The sequence below is a fragment of the Kitasatospora sp. NPDC101108 genome, from assembly GCF_055584725.1.
Map to the genome: position 1 here is coordinate 34,998 of NZ_JBVJLM010000012.1, position 19,235 is coordinate 54,232.

16 protein-coding genes are annotated in these 19,235 nt (G+C 71.4%); 12 read left to right on the plus strand and 4 right to left on the minus strand.

Features of this window, described 5'->3' with window-relative positions; translation table 11 throughout:
• Positions 1 to 22: 22 nt before the first annotated feature.
• On the plus strand, positions 23 to 544 hold the full coding sequence (locus tag ACZ6Z8_RS24690) for an SRPBCC family protein (protein ID WP_465612249.1): 522 nt from the start codon (positions 23 to 25) through the stop codon (positions 542 to 544).
• 24 nt (positions 545 to 568) lie between these two features.
• Here the strand turns inward: ACZ6Z8_RS24690 and ACZ6Z8_RS24695 are convergent, their stop codons facing one another.
• On the minus strand, positions 569 to 1,663 hold the full coding sequence (locus ACZ6Z8_RS24695) for a glycoside hydrolase family 18 protein (RefSeq protein WP_465612250.1): 1,095 nt from the start codon (positions 1,661 to 1,663) through the stop codon (positions 569 to 571).
• 142 nt (positions 1,664 to 1,805) lie between these two features.
• On the opposite strand from ACZ6Z8_RS24695, the gene metH reads away from it, so the two are divergent.
• The 3 genes from metH (at position 1,806) to ACZ6Z8_RS24710 (ending at position 8,047) form a co-directional block, all read left to right on the plus strand.
• Positions 1,806 to 5,315, plus strand: a complete 3,510-nt coding sequence (gene metH, locus ACZ6Z8_RS24700) for a methionine synthase (protein WP_465612251.1) — start codon at positions 1,806 to 1,808, stop codon at positions 5,313 to 5,315.
• Between the two features lie 152 nt (positions 5,316 to 5,467).
• The gene (locus ACZ6Z8_RS24705; protein ID WP_465612252.1) at positions 5,468 to 6,172 is read left to right on the plus strand and encodes an HAD family hydrolase; all 705 of its coding nucleotides are present in this window, start codon (positions 5,468 to 5,470) and stop codon (positions 6,170 to 6,172) included.
• A 255-nt stretch (positions 6,173 to 6,427) separates the two neighbouring features.
• Positions 6,428 to 8,047, plus strand: a complete 1,620-nt coding sequence (locus ACZ6Z8_RS24710; protein WP_465612253.1) for an ABC transporter substrate-binding protein — start codon at positions 6,428 to 6,430, stop codon at positions 8,045 to 8,047.
• Positions 8,048 to 8,111: 64 nt separating this feature from the next.
• Here the strand turns inward: ACZ6Z8_RS24710 and ACZ6Z8_RS24715 are convergent, their stop codons facing one another.
• Together ACZ6Z8_RS24715 and ACZ6Z8_RS24720 are read right to left on the minus strand one after the other, a co-directional pair.
• On the minus strand, positions 8,112 to 8,783 hold the full coding sequence (locus tag ACZ6Z8_RS24715; protein ID WP_396537929.1) for a response regulator: 672 nt from the start codon (positions 8,781 to 8,783) through the stop codon (positions 8,112 to 8,114).
• The gene (locus tag ACZ6Z8_RS24720) at positions 8,783 to 9,700 is read right to left on the minus strand and encodes a RecB family exonuclease (protein WP_465612254.1); all 918 of its coding nucleotides are present in this window, start codon (positions 9,698 to 9,700) and stop codon (positions 8,783 to 8,785) included. The genes ACZ6Z8_RS24715 and ACZ6Z8_RS24720 overlap by 1 nt, the downstream gene beginning before the upstream one ends.
• A gap of 231 nt (positions 9,701 to 9,931) precedes the next feature.
• Here ACZ6Z8_RS24720 and ACZ6Z8_RS24725 point away from each other — a divergent pair, with 231 nt between their 5' ends.
• The 3 genes from ACZ6Z8_RS24725 (at position 9,932) to ACZ6Z8_RS24735 (ending at position 12,894) form a co-directional block, all read left to right on the plus strand.
• Complete coding sequence (locus ACZ6Z8_RS24725) at positions 9,932 to 11,143, plus strand: site-2 protease family protein (RefSeq protein WP_465612255.1); 1,212 nt, start codon at positions 9,932 to 9,934, stop codon at positions 11,141 to 11,143.
• A 48-nt stretch (positions 11,144 to 11,191) separates the two neighbouring features.
• A complete protein-coding gene (locus ACZ6Z8_RS24730; protein ID WP_465612256.1) occupies positions 11,192 to 12,151 on the plus strand; it encodes a tRNA (adenine-N1)-methyltransferase in 960 nt (319 codons plus the stop codon).
• Positions 12,152 to 12,231: 80 nt separating this feature from the next.
• Complete coding sequence (locus ACZ6Z8_RS24735; protein WP_465612257.1) at positions 12,232 to 12,894, plus strand: hypothetical protein; 663 nt, start codon at positions 12,232 to 12,234, stop codon at positions 12,892 to 12,894.
• Between the two features lie 11 nt (positions 12,895 to 12,905).
• Here the strand turns inward: ACZ6Z8_RS24735 and ACZ6Z8_RS24740 are convergent, their stop codons facing one another.
• On the minus strand, positions 12,906 to 13,211 hold the full coding sequence (locus ACZ6Z8_RS24740; RefSeq protein ID WP_402816290.1) for a ferredoxin: 306 nt from the start codon (positions 13,209 to 13,211) through the stop codon (positions 12,906 to 12,908).
• A gap of 286 nt (positions 13,212 to 13,497) precedes the next feature.
• Here ACZ6Z8_RS24740 and arc point away from each other — a divergent pair, with 286 nt between their 5' ends.
• From arc to prcA, 5 genes are all read left to right on the plus strand, one after another.
• Complete coding sequence (gene arc, locus ACZ6Z8_RS24745; protein WP_465612258.1) at positions 13,498 to 15,264, plus strand: proteasome ATPase; 1,767 nt, start codon at positions 13,498 to 13,500, stop codon at positions 15,262 to 15,264.
• A 228-nt stretch (positions 15,265 to 15,492) separates the two neighbouring features.
• The gene (gene dop / locus ACZ6Z8_RS24750) at positions 15,493 to 17,004 is read left to right on the plus strand and encodes a depupylase/deamidase Dop (protein ID WP_465612259.1); all 1,512 of its coding nucleotides are present in this window, start codon (positions 15,493 to 15,495) and stop codon (positions 17,002 to 17,004) included.
• A 184-nt stretch (positions 17,005 to 17,188) separates the two neighbouring features.
• Positions 17,189 to 17,407 carry a ubiquitin-like protein Pup gene (locus ACZ6Z8_RS24755; protein ID WP_030286125.1) on the plus strand — a complete coding sequence of 73 codons (219 nt, stop codon included), beginning with the start codon at positions 17,189 to 17,191 and terminating at the stop codon, positions 17,405 to 17,407.
• A 161-nt stretch (positions 17,408 to 17,568) separates the two neighbouring features.
• Positions 17,569 to 18,411 (plus strand): proteasome subunit beta, encoded by an 843-nt coding sequence (prcB, locus tag ACZ6Z8_RS24760; RefSeq protein ID WP_465612260.1) that lies wholly within the window; start codon positions 17,569 to 17,571, stop codon positions 18,409 to 18,411.
• 31 nt (positions 18,412 to 18,442) lie between these two features.
• Positions 18,443 to 19,198 (plus strand): proteasome subunit alpha, encoded by a 756-nt coding sequence (gene prcA, locus ACZ6Z8_RS24765; RefSeq protein ID WP_465612261.1) that lies wholly within the window; start codon positions 18,443 to 18,445, stop codon positions 19,196 to 19,198.
• Positions 19,199 to 19,235 lie beyond the last annotated feature (37 nt).

The following is a 19,235-nucleotide window of genomic DNA, read 5'->3' on the forward strand; positions in this document are numbered from 1 at the left end:
GCCGGGCGGAAGGGGCCGACCGATGAACCGATGGCTGTGGATCGGCGCGGGTACGGCCGCGGCGGCGCTGCTCGGGGCCGCGCTGCTGGCGGCGGACCGCGCCGGACGCCGGCTGCCGGTGGAGCACGTGACCGAAGGCGGGCTGGAGCTCGCCCAGCCGCCCGGCGCGGTCTGGGACGTGCTCACCGACATCGACCTCTACCCGGCCTGGCGCCCGGGCCTCACCCACGTCGAACGGCTGCCCGCCGGGGCCGGCGGCCGCCCGCGCTGGCGCGAGTACGACCGGCACGGGCACACCACCTACGAGGTGGTCGCCAGCGAGGCCCCGCACCGCCTGGTCACCGGCATCGCCGACCCCGACCTGCCCTACGGCGGCACCTGGACGTACCGGCTCACCCCGGCCGGGGCCGGCTGCTCGCTGACCGTCACCGAGCGCGGCGAGGTCCGCAGGCCGCTGGACCGGGCCGTCTCCCACTACCTGACCGGCGAGGACGCCGGCGTCCACCGCTACCTGGGCGCCCTCGCCCACCGCATGGCGGCCTGAGCCCCGCCCGTCGCGGGGCGCCGCTCAGGCCGGGTCCACCCAGCCGCCCCGGTACACCGCCCAGTTCTCCGGCGTCGCGGCGAAGTCCACGTACAGCGCGACGCCGAAGTTGGCCCGCCCCGGGTCCTGGTGGCCGAGGCCGAGCCGCACGCCCCGGACGGCCGCCGGGACGGTCTCCGCGTCGCCCCAGTGGCCCCACTTGTCGTCCCAGAAGAACGGCAGGCCGATCAGCAGGTCGACCTGCGGCGGGGTGGCCCGCAGCGCCAGCTCGGTCTGCTGGGCGACGTACCCGCCGAACAGCGGCTCGGTGGGCATCGAGGTGTCGTACGCCATCACCGCGATCTGGTCGACCCGGCGGGCGGTCTCCCGGAAGTACGCCTGGTCCCACCACTTGCCGTGGTCGGTGAGCAGGATGCCCGCGGTGTGCAGTCCGGGGACGGGGTCGATCTGCGGGGCCGCCACCGACAGCACGGCGTGACGCGCCGCCGTCACCGGGCGGACCTGGTCCAGCAGGGCGAGCCAGCCGGCCGAGCCGGGGCGGATCGGCTCCATGTCGAAGTGCACGCCGTCGAAGCCCTGGTCCAGCACCTGTCGGGCGGAGGCGGTGACCCGCTCCCGGGTGGGCGCGTCGTCCAGGTCCAGGGCGTCCCGCTCCGGCTTGACCTCGTCACCCAGCCAGCCCTGCACCCGGACCCCCGGCAGCGCCCGGTGGGCGGCCTCGGTGAACCAGCGGGCCCGCGGGTGGACGGACGCCGGAAGGGAGCCGTCGTGCTCCAGCGGGCCGGTGTGGACGTACAGGTCGCGCACCCCGGTGCCGGCCAGCTGCCGGGCCAGCGCCGCGACGTCCGCGTCGGTCTTGCGGCCGTCCACCCAGGCGTGGCCGAGCCACACCGCGTCCCGGCCCCGGGTGCGCGCCTCGGCGGCGGGTTCACCCGTGTAGTGCAGCCGGATCGCCACGAACACCGAGCCCAGCGCGGCGACCGGGACGGCCACCGCCAGCCCCAGCGCCAGCAGCGCCCGGCGCCACCAGGACCAGCCCCTCCAACGCTCGCGCAGCGCCCGGAACGGGGCCGAGACGGCCCGCCCCACGCGCCGCGCGGCGGCCCGAAAGCCTGCCACGCGATCGCTCCCCCTTGCGGTCGAGCGCTCAGGATACGGAATGGGCCCGCGTGGCGGGCCGTCGGCCGGATACCCTGACGACGTGCGGGCCCGACGAAGCGGGTTCGCAAAGCCGACAGCCGTCGCACCAGGGAGACGCCCCATGGCCACTGCAGCCGACCCGTCCACCACTCAGCAGAGCCGCGCGAACGCGCTGCGCGAAGCGCTCGCCACCCGGGTGGTGGTCGCCGACGGTGCGATGGGCACCATGCTCCAGGCGCAGGACCCGACCCTGGAGGACTTCCAGGATCTGGAGGGCTGCAACGAGGTCCTCAACATCACCCGCCCGGACATCGTCCGCTCCGTCCACGAGGCCTACTTCGCGGTGGGCGTGGACTGCGTGGAGACCAACACCTTCGGCGCCAACTTCGCCGCGCTGGGCGAGTACGACATCTCCGAGCGGATCTTCGAGCTCTCCGAGGCCGGCGCACGGATCGCCCGCGAGGTGGCCGACGCCCACGCCGCCGACGGCCGCACCCGCTGGGTGCTCGGCTCGATCGGCCCCGGCACCAAGCTGCCGACCCTCGGCCACGCGCCGTACGAGACGCTGCGCGACGGCTTCCAGCAGAACGCGGCCGGTCTGATCGCGGGCGGCGCCGACGCGCTGCTGGTGGAGACCAGCCAGGACCTGCTGCAGACCAAGGCCGCGATCCTGGGCTCCAAGCGCGCCCTGGCCGAGGCCGGGCTGGACCTCCCGGTGCTGGTGCAGGTGACGGTGGAGACCACCGGCACCATGCTGCTCGGCTCCGAGATCGGCGCCGCGCTGACGGCGCTGGAGCCGCTCGGCGTCGACTACATCGGCCTCAACTGCGCCACCGGCCCGGCCGAGATGAGCGAGCACCTGCGCTACCTCGCCAAGAACGCGAGGATCGGCCTGTCCTGCATGCCGAACGCGGGCCTGCCGGTGCTCGGCAAGGACGGCGCCCACTACCCGCTCTCCCCGGCCGAACTGGCCGAGGCGCACGACGTGTTCACCCGCGAGTACGGCCTCTCGCTGGTCGGCGGCTGCTGCGGCACCACCCCCGAGCACCTGCGCCAGGTGGTCGAGAAGGTCCAGGGCCGCCCGATCGCCCGGCGCGAGCCGCAGCCGGAGCCCGCGGCTGCCTCGCTCTACCAGTCGGTGCCGTTCCGCCAGGACACCTCGTACCTGGCGATCGGCGAGCGCACCAACGCCAACGGCTCGAAGAAGTTCCGCGAGTCGATGCTGGCCGGCGACTGGCAGGCCTGCGTGGAGATCGCCCGTGACCAGATCCGGGACGGCTCGCACCTGCTGGACCTGTGCGTGGACTACGTCGGCCGCGACGGCGTCGCCGACATGAAGGAGATCGCCGGCCGGCTGGCCACCGCCTCCACCCTGCCGATCGTGCTGGACTCCACCGAGCCGCCGGTGCTGCAGGCCGGCCTGGAGGCGCTCGGCGGCCGCGCGGTGCTCAACTCGGTCAACTACGAGGACGGCAACGCCCCCGACTCCCGCTTCGCCAGGATCGCCTCGCTGGCCCGCGAGCACGGCGCAGGCCTGATCGCGCTGACCATCGACGAGCACGGCCAGGCCCGTACGGCCGAGAAGAAGGTGGAGATCGCCGAGCGGCTGATCGCCGAGCTGACCACCGACTACGGCATCGACGAGGGCTCGATCCTGGTCGACTGCCTGACCTTCACCCTGGCCACCGGCCAGGAGGAGTCCCGCCGGGACGGCATCGAGACCATCGAGGCGATCCGCGAGCTCAAGCGCCGCCACCCCGGGGTGCAGACCACCCTCGGCCTGTCGAACATCTCCTTCGGCCTCAACCCGGCCGCCCGCGTGGTGCTCAACTCGGTCTTCCTGCACGAGTGCGTGGAGGCCGGCCTGGACTCGGCGATCGTGCACGCCTCCAAGATCCTGCCGATCTCCCGGATCCCCGAGGAGCAGCGCGAGGCCGCCCTCGACCTGGTCTACGACCGCCGCCGGGACGGTTACGACCCGCTGCAGCGCCTGCTGGAGCTGTTCGAGAACGTCTCCACGGCGTCGGTCAAGGCCTCCAAGGCGCAGGAGCTGGCCGCGCTCCCGCTGGAGGAGCGGCTGCAGCGCCGGATCATCGACGGCGAGCGCAACGGCCTGGAGGCCGACCTGGACGAGGCGCTGGGCGAGCGCCGGGCGCTGGAGATCATCAACGACACCCTGCTCGCCGGGATGAAGGTGGTCGGCGAGCTGTTCGGCTCCGGCCAGATGCAGCTGCCGTTCGTGCTCCAGTCCGCCGAGGTGATGAAGACCGCGGTGGCCCACCTGGAGCCGCACATGGAGAAGTCCGAGAGCGAGGGCAAGGGCACCATCGTGCTGGCCACCGTCAAGGGCGACGTCCACGACATCGGCAAGAACCTGGTCGACATCATCCTGTCCAACAACGGCTACAACGTGGTCAACCTGGGCATCAAGCAGCCGGTCTCGGCGATCCTGGACGCCGCGCAGGAGCACAACGCGGACGTGATCGGCATGTCCGGCCTGCTGGTGAAGTCCACCGTGATCATGAAGGAGAACCTGGAGGAGCTGAACCAGCGCAAGCTGGCCGCCAGTTACCCGGTGATCCTCGGCGGCGCCGCCCTGACCCGCGCCTACGTCGAGCAGGACCTGCACGAGATCTACGAGGGCGAGGTCCGCTACGCCCGGGACGCCTTCGAGGGCCTGCGGCTGATGGACGCGCTGATCGCGGTCAAGCGCGGCGTGCCCGGTGCGACCCTGCCGGAGCTCAAGCAGCGCCGGCACGCCCGGGTCGAGGTGGCGGAGCCGGAGCCCGAGGTCAACCTCGGCCAGATCCGCTCGGACGTCGCGCTGGACAACACGCTGCCCACCCCGCCGTTCTGGGGCGACCGGATCGTCAAGGGCATCCCGTTCGCGGACTACGCCTCCTGGCTGGACGAGGACGCGCTGTTCAAGGGCCAGTGGGGTCTGAAGGCCGCGCGCAACGGCGAGGGCCCGTCCTACGAGGAGCTGGTGGAGACCGAGGGCCGGCCGCGGCTGCGGGCCTGGCTGGACCGGCTGCAGACCGAGGGCTGGCTGGAGGCGGCCGTGGTCTACGGCTACTACCCGGCCAACTCCAAGGGCGACGACCTGATCGTCTTCCACGAGGACGGCACCGAGCGGACCCGCTTCACCTTCCCCCGCCAGCGCCGCGGCCGCCGGCTCTGCCTGGCGGACTTCTTCCGCCCGGAGGAGTCCGGCGAGCGGGACGTGGTCGGCCTCCAGGTGGTCACCATGGGCAACCGGATCTCCGAGGCGGCCAACGAGCTGTTCGCCGGGAACTCCTACCGCGACTACCTGGAGCTGCACGGCCTGTCGGTGCAACTGGCCGAGGCGCTCGCCGAGTTCTGGCACGCCCGGGTCCGCTACGAGCTGGGCTTCTCCGGCGAGGACCCGCAGGACGTCAAGGACATGTTCGCGCTCAAGTACCGGGGCGCCCGCTTCTCGCTCGGCTACGGGGCCTGCCCCGAGCTGGAGGACCGCGCCAAGATCGCCGAGCTGCTGAAGCCCGAGCGGATCGGCGTGGTGCTCTCCGAGGAGTTCCAGCTGCACCCCGAGCAGTCCACCGACGCCATCGTGATCCACCACCCGGAGGCGAAGTACTTCAACGCCCGGTAATCCGGATGCCCTTCTGCGTTCGCTCTTTCCGGGCGGAGCGGGCGTATCCTTGATGATCCTGAACGGGCCGGTCCGCTCACCAGCGGGCCGGCCTGTGCCATCCCCGGGGGCGTCCCAGGACGCACCGCGGGGTACTGCCGGAAGGACTCGCCATGACCACCAGCTCCACCACCGCCCTCTCGCTCGACCACGGGGACGGCCGCGGCCTGCAGGCGGTGCTGCTGGACATGGACGGGACGCTGGTGGACACCGAGGACTTCTGGTGGCAGGCCGAGGTCACGCTCTTCGCCGAGCTGGGCCACCAGCTGGACGAGCAGGACCGGGCGCACGTGGTCGGCGGCCCGATGACCCGGGTGATGGACTACCTGGTCGCCCGGACCGGGGTGGACATCGCCCCGGCGGACCTGGGGGTGCTGGTCAACCAGCGCTTCGTCGACCTGCTGGCCGGCGGGGTGCCGCTGATGCCCGGCGCCGAGCGGCTGCTCAACACCCTCGCCGCGCACGGCGTCCCGGCCGCGCTGGTGTCCGCCTCTCACCGGCACGTGATCGACATCGTGCTGCGCTCGCTGGGCGCCGAGCGCTTCGCCTTCAGCATCGCCGGGGACGAGGTGCCGCGCACCAAGCCGTTCCCGGACCCGTACCTGGCGGCGGCCCGCCGGCTGGGCGCGGAGCCGGCCCGCTGCGTGGTCGTCGAGGACACGCCGACCGGGGTGCGCGCGGGCGAGGCGGCCGGCTGTCCGGTGATCGCGGTTCCCTCGGTGGCGCCGATCGAGGCGGCGCCCGGGCGGCTGGTGCTGCCCTCGCTGGAGCAGGTCGATCTCGAACTGCTGCGCTCGCTGGTCGCCTCGCGGGTGTAGCCGGGGCGAGCGGAGCAGCGAGCGCTTGATGTGATTGTCGTCTCATTGCGCATCACTGCTACCGGCCGGTAGGCGGCCCCGCCCCGAATCTGCGGACGGTCGGCGGGGGAGAAATCGGGCATTGGCTGACAACTCGTCGGGTGTGCCGCGATGCCCCCCAGCACCGTGTCCCAAACGTCATCTGCACGGGTAGCGGTCGTGCGTGTTCGATATGGCACGCTACTCGGGTTCGTGACACCCCCGAAGGACGCTCCCGTGAAGACTTCAGCTGAACGCCTGGCAGCACTCGGCTGCGCCGGTCTGGTCGCCGTGACGGTGGCCGGTTGCGGATCGGTCACCGACGCCGTCAAGGGGGACAGCGGCGGCAAGGCGATCACCATGGGCACCCGCGGTCTTACCAGCGTCCTGGACCCGGCCGGCGCCTACGACACCGGCTCGTGGCTGGTGCTCTCCAACACGTTCCAGTCGCTGCTGGCCTTCCCTCCCGCCGCCAGCTCCCCGACCCCGGACGCCGCCCAGTCCTGCGAGTTCGTCAGCGGGGACACCACCCAGTACCACTGCGTGCTCCGCCCCGATCAGAAGTTCGCCAACGGCCACGCCCTCACCGCCGCCGACGTCGTGTTCTCGATCCAGCGGACCAAGAAGATCAAGGACCCGAACGGTCCGGGCGGCCTGCTGGACACGATCAAGTCGGTCGAGGCGAAGGGCGACAACGAGGTGGTCTTCCACCTCTCCGCGCCCGACGCGACCCTGCCGGCCAAGCTGGCCACCCCGGCCGGCGCCATCGTCGACCACGAGGTCTACCCGGCCGACAAGCTGCTCGACAACGACAAGGTCGTCGGCTCCGGTCCGTACAAGATCGACTCGGTCGAGACCATGACCCCCGAGGGCGGCAGCGCCAAGGTCCTCGCCAAGGTCGTGCTGACTCCCAACGGCAAGTACGCCGGCGACGCCAAGCTGCAGAACAACAAGTTCACCGTGCGGTACTTCGACAGCCCCACCGCGCTGAAGGACGAGTTGGACAAGGGCGGTGTCGACCTCACCGACAACAGCCTGGAGCCGAACACCGCCGCCCGGATCCTCGACGACCAGCAGGGCGGCAAGGGCGACCTGACCGTCGTTCAGGGCGAGAGTTCCGACACCAACTCGATCGCCTTCAACACCAAGGACGCCACCACCGGGAACGTCGCCGTCCGTCAGGCCGTGGCGCAGCTGGTCGACCGGAAGGCCCTCGCCCGCGACGTCTTCGCGCGCACCGTCCAGCCGCTGTACTCGATGATCCCGACCGGCATCGCCGGCCACAACACCGTCTTCTACGACAAGTACGGCGACCCCGACGTCGCCAAGGCCAAGGCGATCCTCGCAGCCGCCAAGGTCCCCTTGCCGGTCAAGCTCAATCTCGCCTCGGGGCGCTCGCGCACCGGCACCAGCGAGATCGACACCCTGAAGCGCCAGCTGGAGACCGGCGGCCTGTTCCAGGTCACCACCCAGGTGGAGAACGACTCGGCCGCCTACCAGAAGGGCCGGAGCGAGGGCAAGTACCAGGCGTACCTGGTCGGATGGACCGCGGACTACCCGGACCCCGACAACTACGTCGGGCCGCTGGTCGCCGAGGACAGCGTCTACCGCACCGGCTGGGTGGACGAGCGGGTCAGTCAGAAGCTGCTGCCGGAAGGCCTCAAGCAGGCCGACCGCGGCGCCGTGACCGGGATCTACAACCAGGTCCAGGGCATCGTCGCGGAGAACGTGCCGCTGATCCCGATGTTCCAGACCAAGGCCTTCTTCGCGGCCAAGCCGTACGTCACCGGCGTCGAGTCGACCATCGACACCACCGGCGTCTTCCGCTTCTGGGAGATCGGCCGCAACAGGAAGTAGCGCCCCGCGCACGGCGGCCCGCCGCCTCCCCCGGACCGGGAGAGGCGGCGGGCCGCCGCGGTGTCTACAGGGTGCCCGGCCGCACCAGCCCGCTCTCGTAGGCGTACACCGCCGCCTGCACCCGGTCGCGCAGCTGGAGCTTGGTCAGCACGTGCCCGACATGGGTCTTCACCGTCGTCTCGCTGACGAACAGCTCGGCCGCGATCTCCGCGTTCGACAGCCCGCGCGCCACCAGCTTCAGCACCTCCAACTCCCGCTCGGTCAGCGCGCTCAGCGCCTGCGGCGGCGCATCCTCGCCCGAGGGCAGCTTGGTGGCGTACATGTCCAGCAGTCGTCGGGTGATGCTCGGCGCCAGCATCGCCGCGCCGTCCGCGACGACCCGGATCGCCTGCACCAGCTCCTCCGCCGGGACGTCCTTCAGCAGGAAGCCGCTGGCACCGGCGCGCAGCGCCTCCACCACGTACTCGTCCAGGTCGAAGGTGGTCAGCACCAGCACCTTGGCCGGGCCGTCCCGCCCCGGGCCGGCGATCCGGCGGGTCGCCTCGACGCCGTCCATCCTCGGCATCCGGATGTCCATCAGCACCACGTCGGGCTGCAGCGCCCGCACCTGGTCCAGCGCCTGCTGACCGTCGCCGGCCTCACCGACCACCACCAGGTCGGACTCGGCCTCCAGGATCATCCGGAAACCGGTGCGCAGCAGCGGCTGGTCGTCGACCAGCAGCACTCGGATCGTCACTAGGACTCCTTGCTCATCGGATCCCCCGTGGGATCGCTCTCATCCGACGTACGGGCTTGTGCCGGCACGGGCAGCGGGTACGGCGGCGGGGTGCCGCCGAACTCCGGGCAGCTGGCCTGGTGGTCGCACCAGTCGCACAGCCGGTTGCGGGTGGCCGGGAACTCCCCGGTGGCCACCGCGTGGCTGATCCGCTCCCACAGCGCCTGCAGCTTGCGCTCCACGGCGAGCAGGTCGGCCTCGTCCGGGTCGTAGCTGACCACGTCCCCGCCGCCGCCGAGGTAGACCAGCTGGAGGCGCTTGGGGATCACGCCCTTCCAGCGCCACACCACCAGCGCGTAGAACTTCATCTGGAACATCGCCTTGCCCTCGAAGTCCCGCGAGGGCGCCCGGCCGGTCTTGTAGTCCACCAGCCGGACCTCACCGGTGGGGGCGACGTCCACCCGGTCGATGTAGCCGCGCAGCAGCAGCCCCGACTCCAGGGCCGTCTCCACGTACAGCTCCCGCTCCACCGGGTGCAGCCGGGTCGGGTCCTCAAGCCGGAACCACTGGCCGACCAGCTTCTCGGCGTCCGCCAGCCAGCGGGTCAGCGCCGCGCCGTCCGGGTCGTCGGGGAACAGCGAGCCCAGCTCCGGGCGCTCGCCCAGCAGCCGCTCCCACTGCGGCCGCAGCAGGCCCAGCGCCCGCTCCGGCGTCCGCTCGGCCGCCGGGCTGTCGAACAGCCGCTCCAGCACCGCGTGCACCAGGGTGCCCCGGGTCGCCGCCGGACTCGGCGGCTCGGGCAGCCGGTCGATCACCCGCAGCCGGTACAGCAGGGGACAGGTGAGGAAGTCCCCCGCGCGGGACGGGGACAGCCCGGTCGGGGGCGCCGCCGGGCGCGCCGGGGCCCCGGCGGCACTGCTGGTGTCGGTCTGCTGCATGGCTACGACCCTATTGCCCTTCGCTGTCATCGCGCTGCCACCGTGCTGCCACGGCTCCCGGACCGGCCGACGGCCCCGGCGGCCCCGAGCCGGTCCGGGCCGGTCCGGGCCGGTCCAGCGCCGGTCCAGTGGGTATGAAGCCTGACAGAGGGGCGCACGGCACCGAGTGGCCGCGATCACGTAGCGTGGGCGCACCGGGGGCACGACGGGCGGACGACCGAAGGGATCACGGTGAGCGACACCAGGGGGCAGCAGACCTCCGACCAGCCACCGCAGGACGGCGGGCGCCCGACCGGGCCGCGCCCGGAGCGCGGCGGCGGTCTCCTGATGGGGCGCCCCTTCGGCGTGCCCATCTACGTCACCCCGTCCTGGTTCGTCATCGCCGCGCTGATCACCTGGGTGTTCGGCGGGCAGCTCGGGGACGTCCTGCCCGAACTCGGCAGCGGCGTGCGCTACCTGCTGGCCTTCTTCTTCGCGGTCGCCTTCTACGCCTCCGTCCTGGTCCACGAACTCGCCCACACCCTGGTCGCGCTGCGTTACAAGCTCGGGGTGCGGCGGATCCAGCTGCAGTTCTTCGGGGGCGTCTCCGAGATCGAGAACGAGGCCGAGAGCCCCTGGCGCGAGTTCTGGCTGGCCTTCGTCGGCCCGCTGCTGTCCCTGGTGCTCGGCGGCGTCTTCTACCTCGCGCTGCGCGCCGTCGAGCTGTCCAGCGTCCCCGGGGTGCTGCTGACCGGCCTGATGGTCTCCAACCTGGTGGTCGCCGCCTTCAACCTGCTGCCCGGCCTGCCGCTGGACGGCGGCCGGATGCTGCGCGCCGTGGTCTGGGCCGTCACCGGCAGGGCGATGACCGGCACGGTGGCCGCCGCCTGGATCGGCCGGGCGCTGGCGATCGCGGTGCTGGTCGGGCTGCCGCTGGTCAGCGCCTCCCGCGGCGGCGATCGCACCACCACCGACTCCCTGGTCGACGCGGTGCTCGCCGCCGTGCTGGCCGCGATCATCTGGAACGGCGCCACCGGCAGCCTGCGCAACGCCCGGCTCAAGGAGGCGCTGCCCGAGCTGCGGCTGCGCGACCTCGCCCGCCGCACCGTCGAGGTCACCGCCGACACCCCGCTCGGCGAGGCGATGCGCCGGGCCCGCGAGGCCGAGGCCGGCGCGGTCGTGGTGGTGGACGGCCGGGGCGACCCGATCGCCATCGTCCGCGAGTCCGCGGTACGCGCCGTACCGGAGCACCGCCGCCCCTGGGTGGCCGTGGGCCCGCTCGCCCGCGACCTCGAACCCGGTCTGCGACTGGACGCCGACCTCGGCGGCGAGGACCTGCTGCGGGCCGTCCAGGCCACCCCGGCGGGGGAGTACCTGGTGGTCGAGGCGGACGGCCGGGTGTACGGCGTGGCCGCGCTCGCCGACATCGAGCGGCGCCTCACCGCCGCCGTCTCGGGCAGGTGACCAGGCCCTGGTGAGGCGGGGCGGCCCGCTTCCCTTAGGATTGGCCGCATGTCCGAACCGACCGGTGCCGCCCGCCGACGCGGGCCCTTCCAGGTCGGGGACCAGGTCCAGCTGACCGACCCCAAGGGTCGCCACTACACGTTCACGCTCCAGGCCGGGAACCAGTTCCACACCCACAAGGGTGCGTTCCCGCACGACGAGCTGATCGGCGCTCCCGAGGGCACGGTCGTGCGCACCACGGGGAACGTCCCGTACCTCGCGCTGCGCCCCCTGCTCCCCGACTACGTCCTCTCCATGCCGCGCGGCGCCGCCGTGATCTACCCCAAGGACGCGGGGCAGATCCTGGCGATGGCCGACATCTTCGCGGGCGCCCGCGTGGTCGAGGCGGGTGTCGGCTCCGGAGCGCTCAGCACCTACCTGCTGCGCGCCGTCGGCGAGCAGGGCTCGCTGGCCTCCTACGAGCGCCGGCAGGACTTCGCGGACATCGCCCGGGGCAACGTCGAGCGCTACTTCGGCGGCCCGCACCCGGCGTGGAAGCTGACCGTCGGCGACCTCCAGGACAACCTGGTCGAGACCGACGTCGACCGCGTCATCCTCGACATGCTGGCCCCCTGGGAGTGCCTGGACGTCGCCTCCAAGGCGCTCGTCCCCGGCGGCCTCATCTGCTGCTACGTGGCCACCACCACGCAGATGTCCAAGACCGTCGAGGCGCTGCGCGATCACGGCACCTTCACCGAGCCGCAGGCCTGGGAGACCATGGTCCGCACCTGGCACCTGGAGGGCCTGGCCGTCCGCCCGGACCACCGGATGATCGGCCACACCGGCTTCCTGCTCACCGCCCGCCGCCTGGCGGACGGCGTGGAGCCGCCGCTGCGCCGCCGCCGCCCGGCCAAGGGCGCCTACGGCGAGGACTACGACAGCGGGTCGCCCGAGCCGACCCTGCAGGAGCGCGCCGCGGCCCGCAAGGCCGCCCGCGACGTCGAGGCCGAGCAGCCCGACCTGGGCTGAGCCAGTACCTGGAGAAGGGGTGGTGCGAGCGTCACGTTCGCACCACCCCTTCCGTCTTCCGTCCGCCGGGGTGTGGGACGATGCTCGCTCACGCAGACCAGCTCCTGGAGCTCTGGAGGGGACGCCTGGTGGAGACCGGGGTCGGGACGACGACGGCGACGGCTGGACAGCAGACACCGCGGGGCCGCTCCGGCCCCGGGCACGCGCGAACCGCCCCCTGGCACTGGGCCGTTGCCCTGGTCGGCTGCGGCGCGGTGGTGGCCGCGGGGCTCGCCGCCTCCCCGGCCACCGGCACCCCGCTGGCCGCCGGCGGCACCCCCAGGGCCCTCGCCGCGAGCGCCGCCCCCGACCCCGCGGCGGCCCAACTGCCCATGGACTGCGGCCCCTTCCCGGTCAAGACGGTGCTCAGCGTGCCCGCCGACCTGGGCGACGGGCACCCCGGCACGGTCGTCGCCGCGCACTGCGCCACCGACACCGGCAACCCCCCGGACTCCGTCTACCTGCTCGGCTTCGGCCCGGGCGGGCACCCGGCGGTGGTGGCCACCCTGCTGACCGAGCGCGCGAACCTCACCCTCAGCAGGCTCGCGGTGCGCTCCGACGGCGTCATCACCGGCCGCGCGCAGGGGTATTCCAGCGACGACGTGCCGCGCTTCCGCCCCGACGTCTCACTCGACCTCACCTGGACGCGCAAGAGCGGCGGCTGGGAGCGTTCCCAGTCCGCCGCCCCGGCCGGCTCCGCCTAGGCGGAGCCGGCCTACTCGGCGTCAGGCCCGTAGACCTCGACCCGGTCGGCGACCCGGCGCACGTGGATGCAGTCGCCGGGGCACTCCTTGGCCGAGTCCACCACGTCCTGAAGGAGCGTCAGCGGCACCGGGGCGGTCTCCCCGGGCTGCTGGCGCAGTTCGTCGTCCGGGCCCTTCACGTACGCGAGTCCGTCGATGTCCAGCTCGAAGACCTCGGGCGCGTACTGGGCGCAGATGCCGTCGCCGGTGCACAGATCCTGGTCGATCCACACCTCCAGCTCCTCGGTCGCTGCCGCGGTCTGCTCGCTCACCGACATGGTCCCCTGCCGTTTCTGTCCCGGGTCGCCCCTATTCCTGGAGCAATCCCGCCATTCGTACAACGATCGGACCCAAGCACCGCGGTCGCGATCGGATATCACTTCGCTCGACGATACATCTGGCCCGCTTTGGGTGGTGCGCGGTGGGTATCCCCTTAGCAGAGGGGAAGCACGCTGGGGCGAAGATCGGACACGCCCGTTCCATCTTTCTTGATCTAGGGGTTTACGGACCCCTGGTCCCAGGTAGGGTCTGGAAGCGTCCAGCTCCCCGGAGGAGGTGAGGACCGTGGCAGCCCACGATGACGACTACAACCGCAGCACCGGCAGGCCCGCTCGTGGTTCCGACGAGGCCGCTCAGGTCTCGTACCTTGAGCAGGAAATCGCCGTACTGCGCCGCAAGCTCGCCGACTCGCCGCGCAATTCGAGAATCCTCGAAGAGCGGATCGTCGAGCTCCAGACCAACCTGGCCGGCGTGACCGCCCAGAACGAACGACTCGCCTCCACCCTGCGCGAGGCCCGCGACCAGATCGTGGCCCTCAAGGAGGAAGTGGACCGGCTGGCACAGCCCCCGGCCGGGTTCGGCACCTTCCTCGCGGCGAACGAGGACGGTACCGCCGACATCTTCACCGGCGGTCGCAAGCTCCGCGTCAATGTCAGCCCGAACGTCGCCCTCGACGAACTGCGGCGCGGCCAGGAAGTGATGCTCAACGAGGCCCTCAACATCGTGGACGCGATGGCCTTCGAGCGCATCGGCGAGATCGTCACCCTCAAGGAGATCCTGGAGGACGGCGAGCGCGCCCTGGTCATCGGCCACACCGACGAGGAGCGCGTGGTGCGCCTCGCGGAACCGCTGCGCGAGGTCACCATCCGGGCGGGGGACGCCCTGCTGCTGGAGCCGCGCTCCGGCTACGTGTACGAGGTCGTGCCGAAGTCCGAGGTCGAGGAGCTGGTCCTCGAAGAGGTCCCGGACATCGACTACCGCCAGATCGGCGGCCTGAGCAACCAGATCGAGCAGATCCGCGACGCGGTCGAGCTGCCCTACCTGCACGCCGACCTCTTCAAGGAGTTCGAGCTGCGGCCGCCCAAGGGCGTGCTGCTCTACGGCCCGCCCGGCTGCGGCAAGACGCTGATCGCCAAGGCGGTCGCCAACTCCCTGGCCAAGAAGGTCGCGGAGGTCACCGGCCGCCCTCAGGGGAAGAGCTACTTCCTCAACATCAAGGGCCCCGAGCTGCTCAACAAGTACGTGGGCGAGACCGAGCGGCAGATCCGCCTGGTCTTCCAGCGGGCCCGGGAGAAGGCGGGCGAGGGCACACCCGTCATCGTCTTCTTCGACGAGATGGAGTCCCTGTTCCGCACCCGCGGCTCGGGCGTCAGCTCGGACGTGGAGAACACCATCGTCCCGCAGCTGCTCGCCGAGATCGACGGCGTGGAGGGCCTGGAGAACGTCATCGTCATCGGCGCCTCGAACCGCGAGGACATGATCGACCCGGCGATCCTGCGGCCCGGCCGCCTGGACGTCAAGATCAAGATCGAGCGCCCGGACGCCGAGGCCGCGAAGGACATCTTCTCCAAGTACCTCAGGGACTCGCTGCCGTTCCACCCGGACGACCTCAAGGAGCACGACGGCTCCGTCGAGGCCACGGTGGCGGCGATGATCCAGTCGGTCGTGGAGCGGATGTACTCCGAGACCGAGGAGAACCGCTTCCTGGAGGTCACCTACGCCAACGGTGACAAGGAGGTCCTGTTCTTCAAGGACTTCAACTCCGGCGCCATGATCCAGAACATCGTCGACCGCGCGAAGAAGATGGCCATCAAGGACTTCCTCGACCACGGTCAGCGCGGTCTTCGCGTCTCCCACCTGCTCGCCGCCTGCGTGGACGAGTTCAAGGAGAACGAGGACCTGCCGAACACCACCAACCCGGACGACTGGGCCCGCATCTCCGGCAAGAAGGGCGAGCGGATCGTCTTCATCCGCACGCTGGTCACCGGCAAGCAGGGCGCCGAGTCCGGCCGCTCGATCGACACTGTCGCCAACACGGGGCAGTACCTGTAAGCACGCGGTTGTCCGGGCCGGCAGCGGTCCCCGGAGCTGTACGCACACCGTCCGGCTGTGGCGCCTCGCGGCCCCGCAGCCGGACGGCGCGTCTCGGGGCCCGCCGGTCGGCGCCGGGTTCTAGGCTCGACCCACCGTTCGCGGGCAGACCGCCGGCGCCGGTGTCGTTCAGCTGTACGTCAGCGTGTGCCGCCCGTCGGGGGCGGTGCACCGGGCAAGGAGGGCCGCATGACCGTACGGCGCGTGATGGGCATCGAGACCGAGTACGGGATCTCCGTGCCCGGGCACCCCAACGCCAACGCCATGCTCACCTCGTCCCAGATCGTCAACGCCTACGCGGCGGCGATGCACCGGGCACGGCGGGCCCGCTGGGACTTCGAGGAGGAGAACCCGCTGCGCGACGCACGTGGCTTCGACCTCGCGCGCGAGGTGGCGGACGCGAGCCAGCTGACCGACGAGGACATCGGCCTCGCCAACGTCATCCTGACCAACGGGGCCCGGTTCTACGTGGACCACGCGCACCCCGAGTACAGCTCGCCCGAGGTGACCAACCCGCGCGACGCGGTGCTGTGGGACAAGGCCGGCGAGCGGATCATGGCGGCCGCCGCGCAGCGCGCGCTGGAACTGCCCAACGGGCAGAACATCCACCTCTACAAGAACAACACCGACAACAAGGGCGCCTCCTACGGCACCCACGAGAACTACCTGATGAAGCGGGCGACGCCGTTCGCCGACATCGTCCGCCACCTCACCCCGTTCTTCGTCTCCCGCCAGGTGGTCACCGGCGCCGGCCGGGTCGGCATCGGTCAGGACGGCTCGGCGCACGGCTTCCAGATCAGCCAGCGGGCGGACTACTTCGAGGTCGAGGTCGGCCTGGAGACCACCCTCAAGCGGCCGATCATCAACACCCGGGACGAACCGCACGCCGACGCCGAGAAGTACCGCCGGCTGCACGTGATCATCGGGGACGCGAACCTCTCCGAGATCTCCACCTACCTCAAGCTAGGCACCACCTCGCTGGTCCTGGCGATGATCGAGGACTCCTTCATCGCCTCCGACCTCGCCGTCGACCAGCCGGTGCGCACCCTGCACCGGGTCTCCCACGACCCGACCCTCAAGCACCTGATCACGCTGCGCAACGGGCGCAAGCTCACCGCCGTCCAGCTGCAGCTGGAGTACTTCGAGCTGGCCCGCAAGTACGTCGAGGACCGCTTCGGCAACGACGCCGACGAGCAGACCGTGGACGTGCTCACGCGCTGGGAGGACGTCCTCGGGCGCCTGGAGCGCGACCCGATGTCGCTCTCGAAGCAGCTGGACTGGATCGCCAAGCGGGAGATCCTGGAGGGCTACCGCAGCCGGGACGCCCTGGAGTGGGACAACCCGCGGCTGCACCTGGTCGACCTCCAGTACAGCGACGTGCGGGCCGAGAAGGGCCTCTACAACCGTCTGGTGGCCCGTGGCCGCTTCGACCGGCTGCTGACCGAGGAGGAGGTCGAGCGGGCCGTCACCAAGCCGCCGGAGGACACCAGGGCGTACTTCCGCGGGCGCTGCCTGGAGCAGTACGCCGAGCACGTCGCGGCGGCCTCCTGGGACTCGGTGATCTTCGACCTGCCGGGCCGGGACTCGTTGCAGCGGGTGCCCACGCTGGAGCCGCTGCGCGGCACCCGCAACCACGTCAAGGAGCTGCTGGACCGCTGCCGCACGGCGGAGGACCTGCTGCGCGTGCTGTCCGGCGGGTAACTTTTCGATCACCACGGGTGAACGTCCCGCCGAATGGGAATCATCCGGGGTGGCAGCGGGTGTTGGACAGGGAGCGCCACCGGCAAACCGGGAGCGGCAGTCGCACCTTGTGTATAGGGTCGGTGCCAACCGGCAACGACCGACCGACCAAACCGTGCCAGACGATTCGAGCGGGGTGAGGGAAATGGCGAGCAAGGACACCGGCGGCGGCCAGCAGCGGGCAAACCGCTCCTCCGAGGAGGTCGAGGAGCAGGTCGCGGAAACCCAGAATTCCGACGACCTCAAGGAACGCCAGGAAAAGCTGAGCGACGACGTCGACGCGGTGCTGGACGAAATCGACGAGGTCCTGGAGTCGAACGCGGAAGATTTCGTGCGCGGCTTTGTGCAGAAGGGTGGGCAATAGCCCTTCCCCGGTATTCGGGAATTCACGGTCGCGACCGTCCTGGGCGGTCGGACGGCAGTGGCCGTCCGACCGCCCGGCACCGGCCCCTCCACGCGTGGACAGTGATCGTCGGCGGGTAGGGTGCGGGCATTGCGCGCTTCAAGCTACCTGGAAGGAATCGTGTGGAAGCCAACACTCGTGGCACCGGGCGTCTACCGGCTGCCTTCCTGACCCCGGGGTCCTCCTCGTTCCTCGACTTCCTCGCCGAGCACAAGCCGGAGCTGCTCCCCGGCCGCACCGGGCTCCCCGAGGGATCCGTGGTGGAGGCCCCGCACGGGACCACGATCGTGGCCGCGGTCTTCGACGGCGGTGTGGTGATCGCGGGTGACCGCCGGGCGACCATGGGCAACGTCATCGCCCAGCGCGACATCGAGAAGGTGTTCCCGGCCGACGAGTACAGCGCGGTCGGCATCGCCGGCACCGCCGGCCTCGCGGTCGAGATGGTGCGGCTGTTCCAGCTGGAGCTGGAGCACTACGAGAAGATCGAGGGCACCACGCTCTCCCTGGAGGGCAAGGCCAACCGCCTCACCAGCATGATCCGGGGCAACCTGGGCATGGCGATGCAGGGCCTCGCGGTGGTCCCGATCTTCGCGGGCTACGACCTCGACCGGGGCCGCGGCCGGATCTTCAACTACGACGTCACCGGCGGGCGCTCCGAGGAGCGCGGCTTCGCCGCCACCGGCTCCGGTTCGGTCTTCGCCCGCGGCTCGCTGAAGAAGCTGTACCGCGAGGACCTGACGGCCGAACAGGCCGTCACCCTGGTCGTCCAGGCGCTCTACGACGCGGCGGACGACGACTCCGCCACCGGCGGGCCGGACCTGGCCCGCAAGATCTTCCCGATCGTCTCCGTGATCACCGAGGACGGCTTCCGCCGGCTCACCGAGGCCGAGGTCGCCGAGACCGCGGTCGCCATCACCGACGAGCGCCTGACCCGGCCCAACGGTCCGCAGGCCCCGCTGATCTAGCCATCACCTCACAGGAAAGGGACGACCGCCGGTGTCGACACCGTTCTACGTCTCGCCCCAGCAGGCCATGGCGGACCGCGCGGAGTACGCCCGCAAGGGCATCGCTCGCGGCCGCAGTGTGGTCGTGCTCACCTACGCCGACGGCATCGTCTTCGTCGCGGAGAACACCTCCAGGGCGCTCCACAAGGTCTCCGAGATCTACGACAAGATCGCCTTCGCGGCGGTCGGCCGCTACAACGAGTTCGAGAACCTGCGCATCGGCGGCGTCCGCTACGCCGACCTGCGCGGCTACTCCTACGACCGGGCCGACGTCACCGCCCGGGGCCTCGCCAACGTGTACGCCCAGACCTTGGGCACCGTCTTCTCCTCGGTCGGCGAGAAGCCGTACGAGGTCGAGCTGATCGTCGCGGAGGTCGGCCGGACCGCGGACAACGACCAGATCTACCGGCTCACCCCGGACGGCTCGGTCGTCGACGAGAAGAACTACGTGGTGGTCGGCGGCAACGCCGACTCGATCGGCAACTACCTGGGCCAGCGCCACCGCGTGGGCATGAGCCTGACCGAGGCCGTGAAGGTCGCGGTGGACTCGCTCGCCCGCGACCCCAACGGCGGCAGCCCGCGGGCCCTCACCCCGGAACAGCTGGAGGTCGCGGTCCTCGACCGCCAGCGGTTCCAGCAGCGCAAGTTCAAGCGGATCCTCGGCAACCAGCTCGGTCGCCTGCTCGACGGCGACCAGTCCGCCGAGGCGGACGACGAGGACGGCCCGGCGGACACCACGCCGGAGTAGCAGTGCCTGCGGGGTCCCGTACGGCGGCCGGACCGCC

Excerpts from the sequence above, each read along its gene's own strand:
- ACZ6Z8_RS24690 (WP_465612249.1), top strand. The coding sequence starts at position 23 with ATGAACCGATGGCTGTGGATCGGCGCGGGTACGGCCGCGGCGGCGCTG.
- metH (WP_465612251.1), top strand. The coding sequence starts at position 1,806 with ATGGCCACTGCAGCCGACCCGTCCACCACTCAGCAGAGCCGCGCGAAC.
- ACZ6Z8_RS24705 (WP_465612252.1), top strand. The coding sequence starts at position 5,468 with ATGACCACCAGCTCCACCACCGCCCTCTCGCTCGACCACGGGGACGGC.
- ACZ6Z8_RS24720 (WP_465612254.1), bottom strand. The coding sequence starts at position 9,700 with ATGCAGCAGACCGACACCAGCAGTGCCGCCGGGGCCCCGGCGCGCCCG.
- ACZ6Z8_RS24730 (WP_465612256.1), top strand. The coding sequence starts at position 11,192 with ATGTCCGAACCGACCGGTGCCGCCCGCCGACGCGGGCCCTTCCAGGTC.
- ACZ6Z8_RS24735 (WP_465612257.1), top strand. The coding sequence starts at position 12,232 with ATGCTCGCTCACGCAGACCAGCTCCTGGAGCTCTGGAGGGGACGCCTG.
- ACZ6Z8_RS24740 (WP_402816290.1), bottom strand. The coding sequence starts at position 13,211 with ATGTCGGTGAGCGAGCAGACCGCGGCAGCGACCGAGGAGCTGGAGGTG.
- dop (WP_465612259.1), top strand. The coding sequence starts at position 15,493 with ATGACCGTACGGCGCGTGATGGGCATCGAGACCGAGTACGGGATCTCC.
- ACZ6Z8_RS24755 (WP_030286125.1), top strand. The coding sequence starts at position 17,189 with ATGGCGAGCAAGGACACCGGCGGCGGCCAGCAGCGGGCAAACCGCTCC.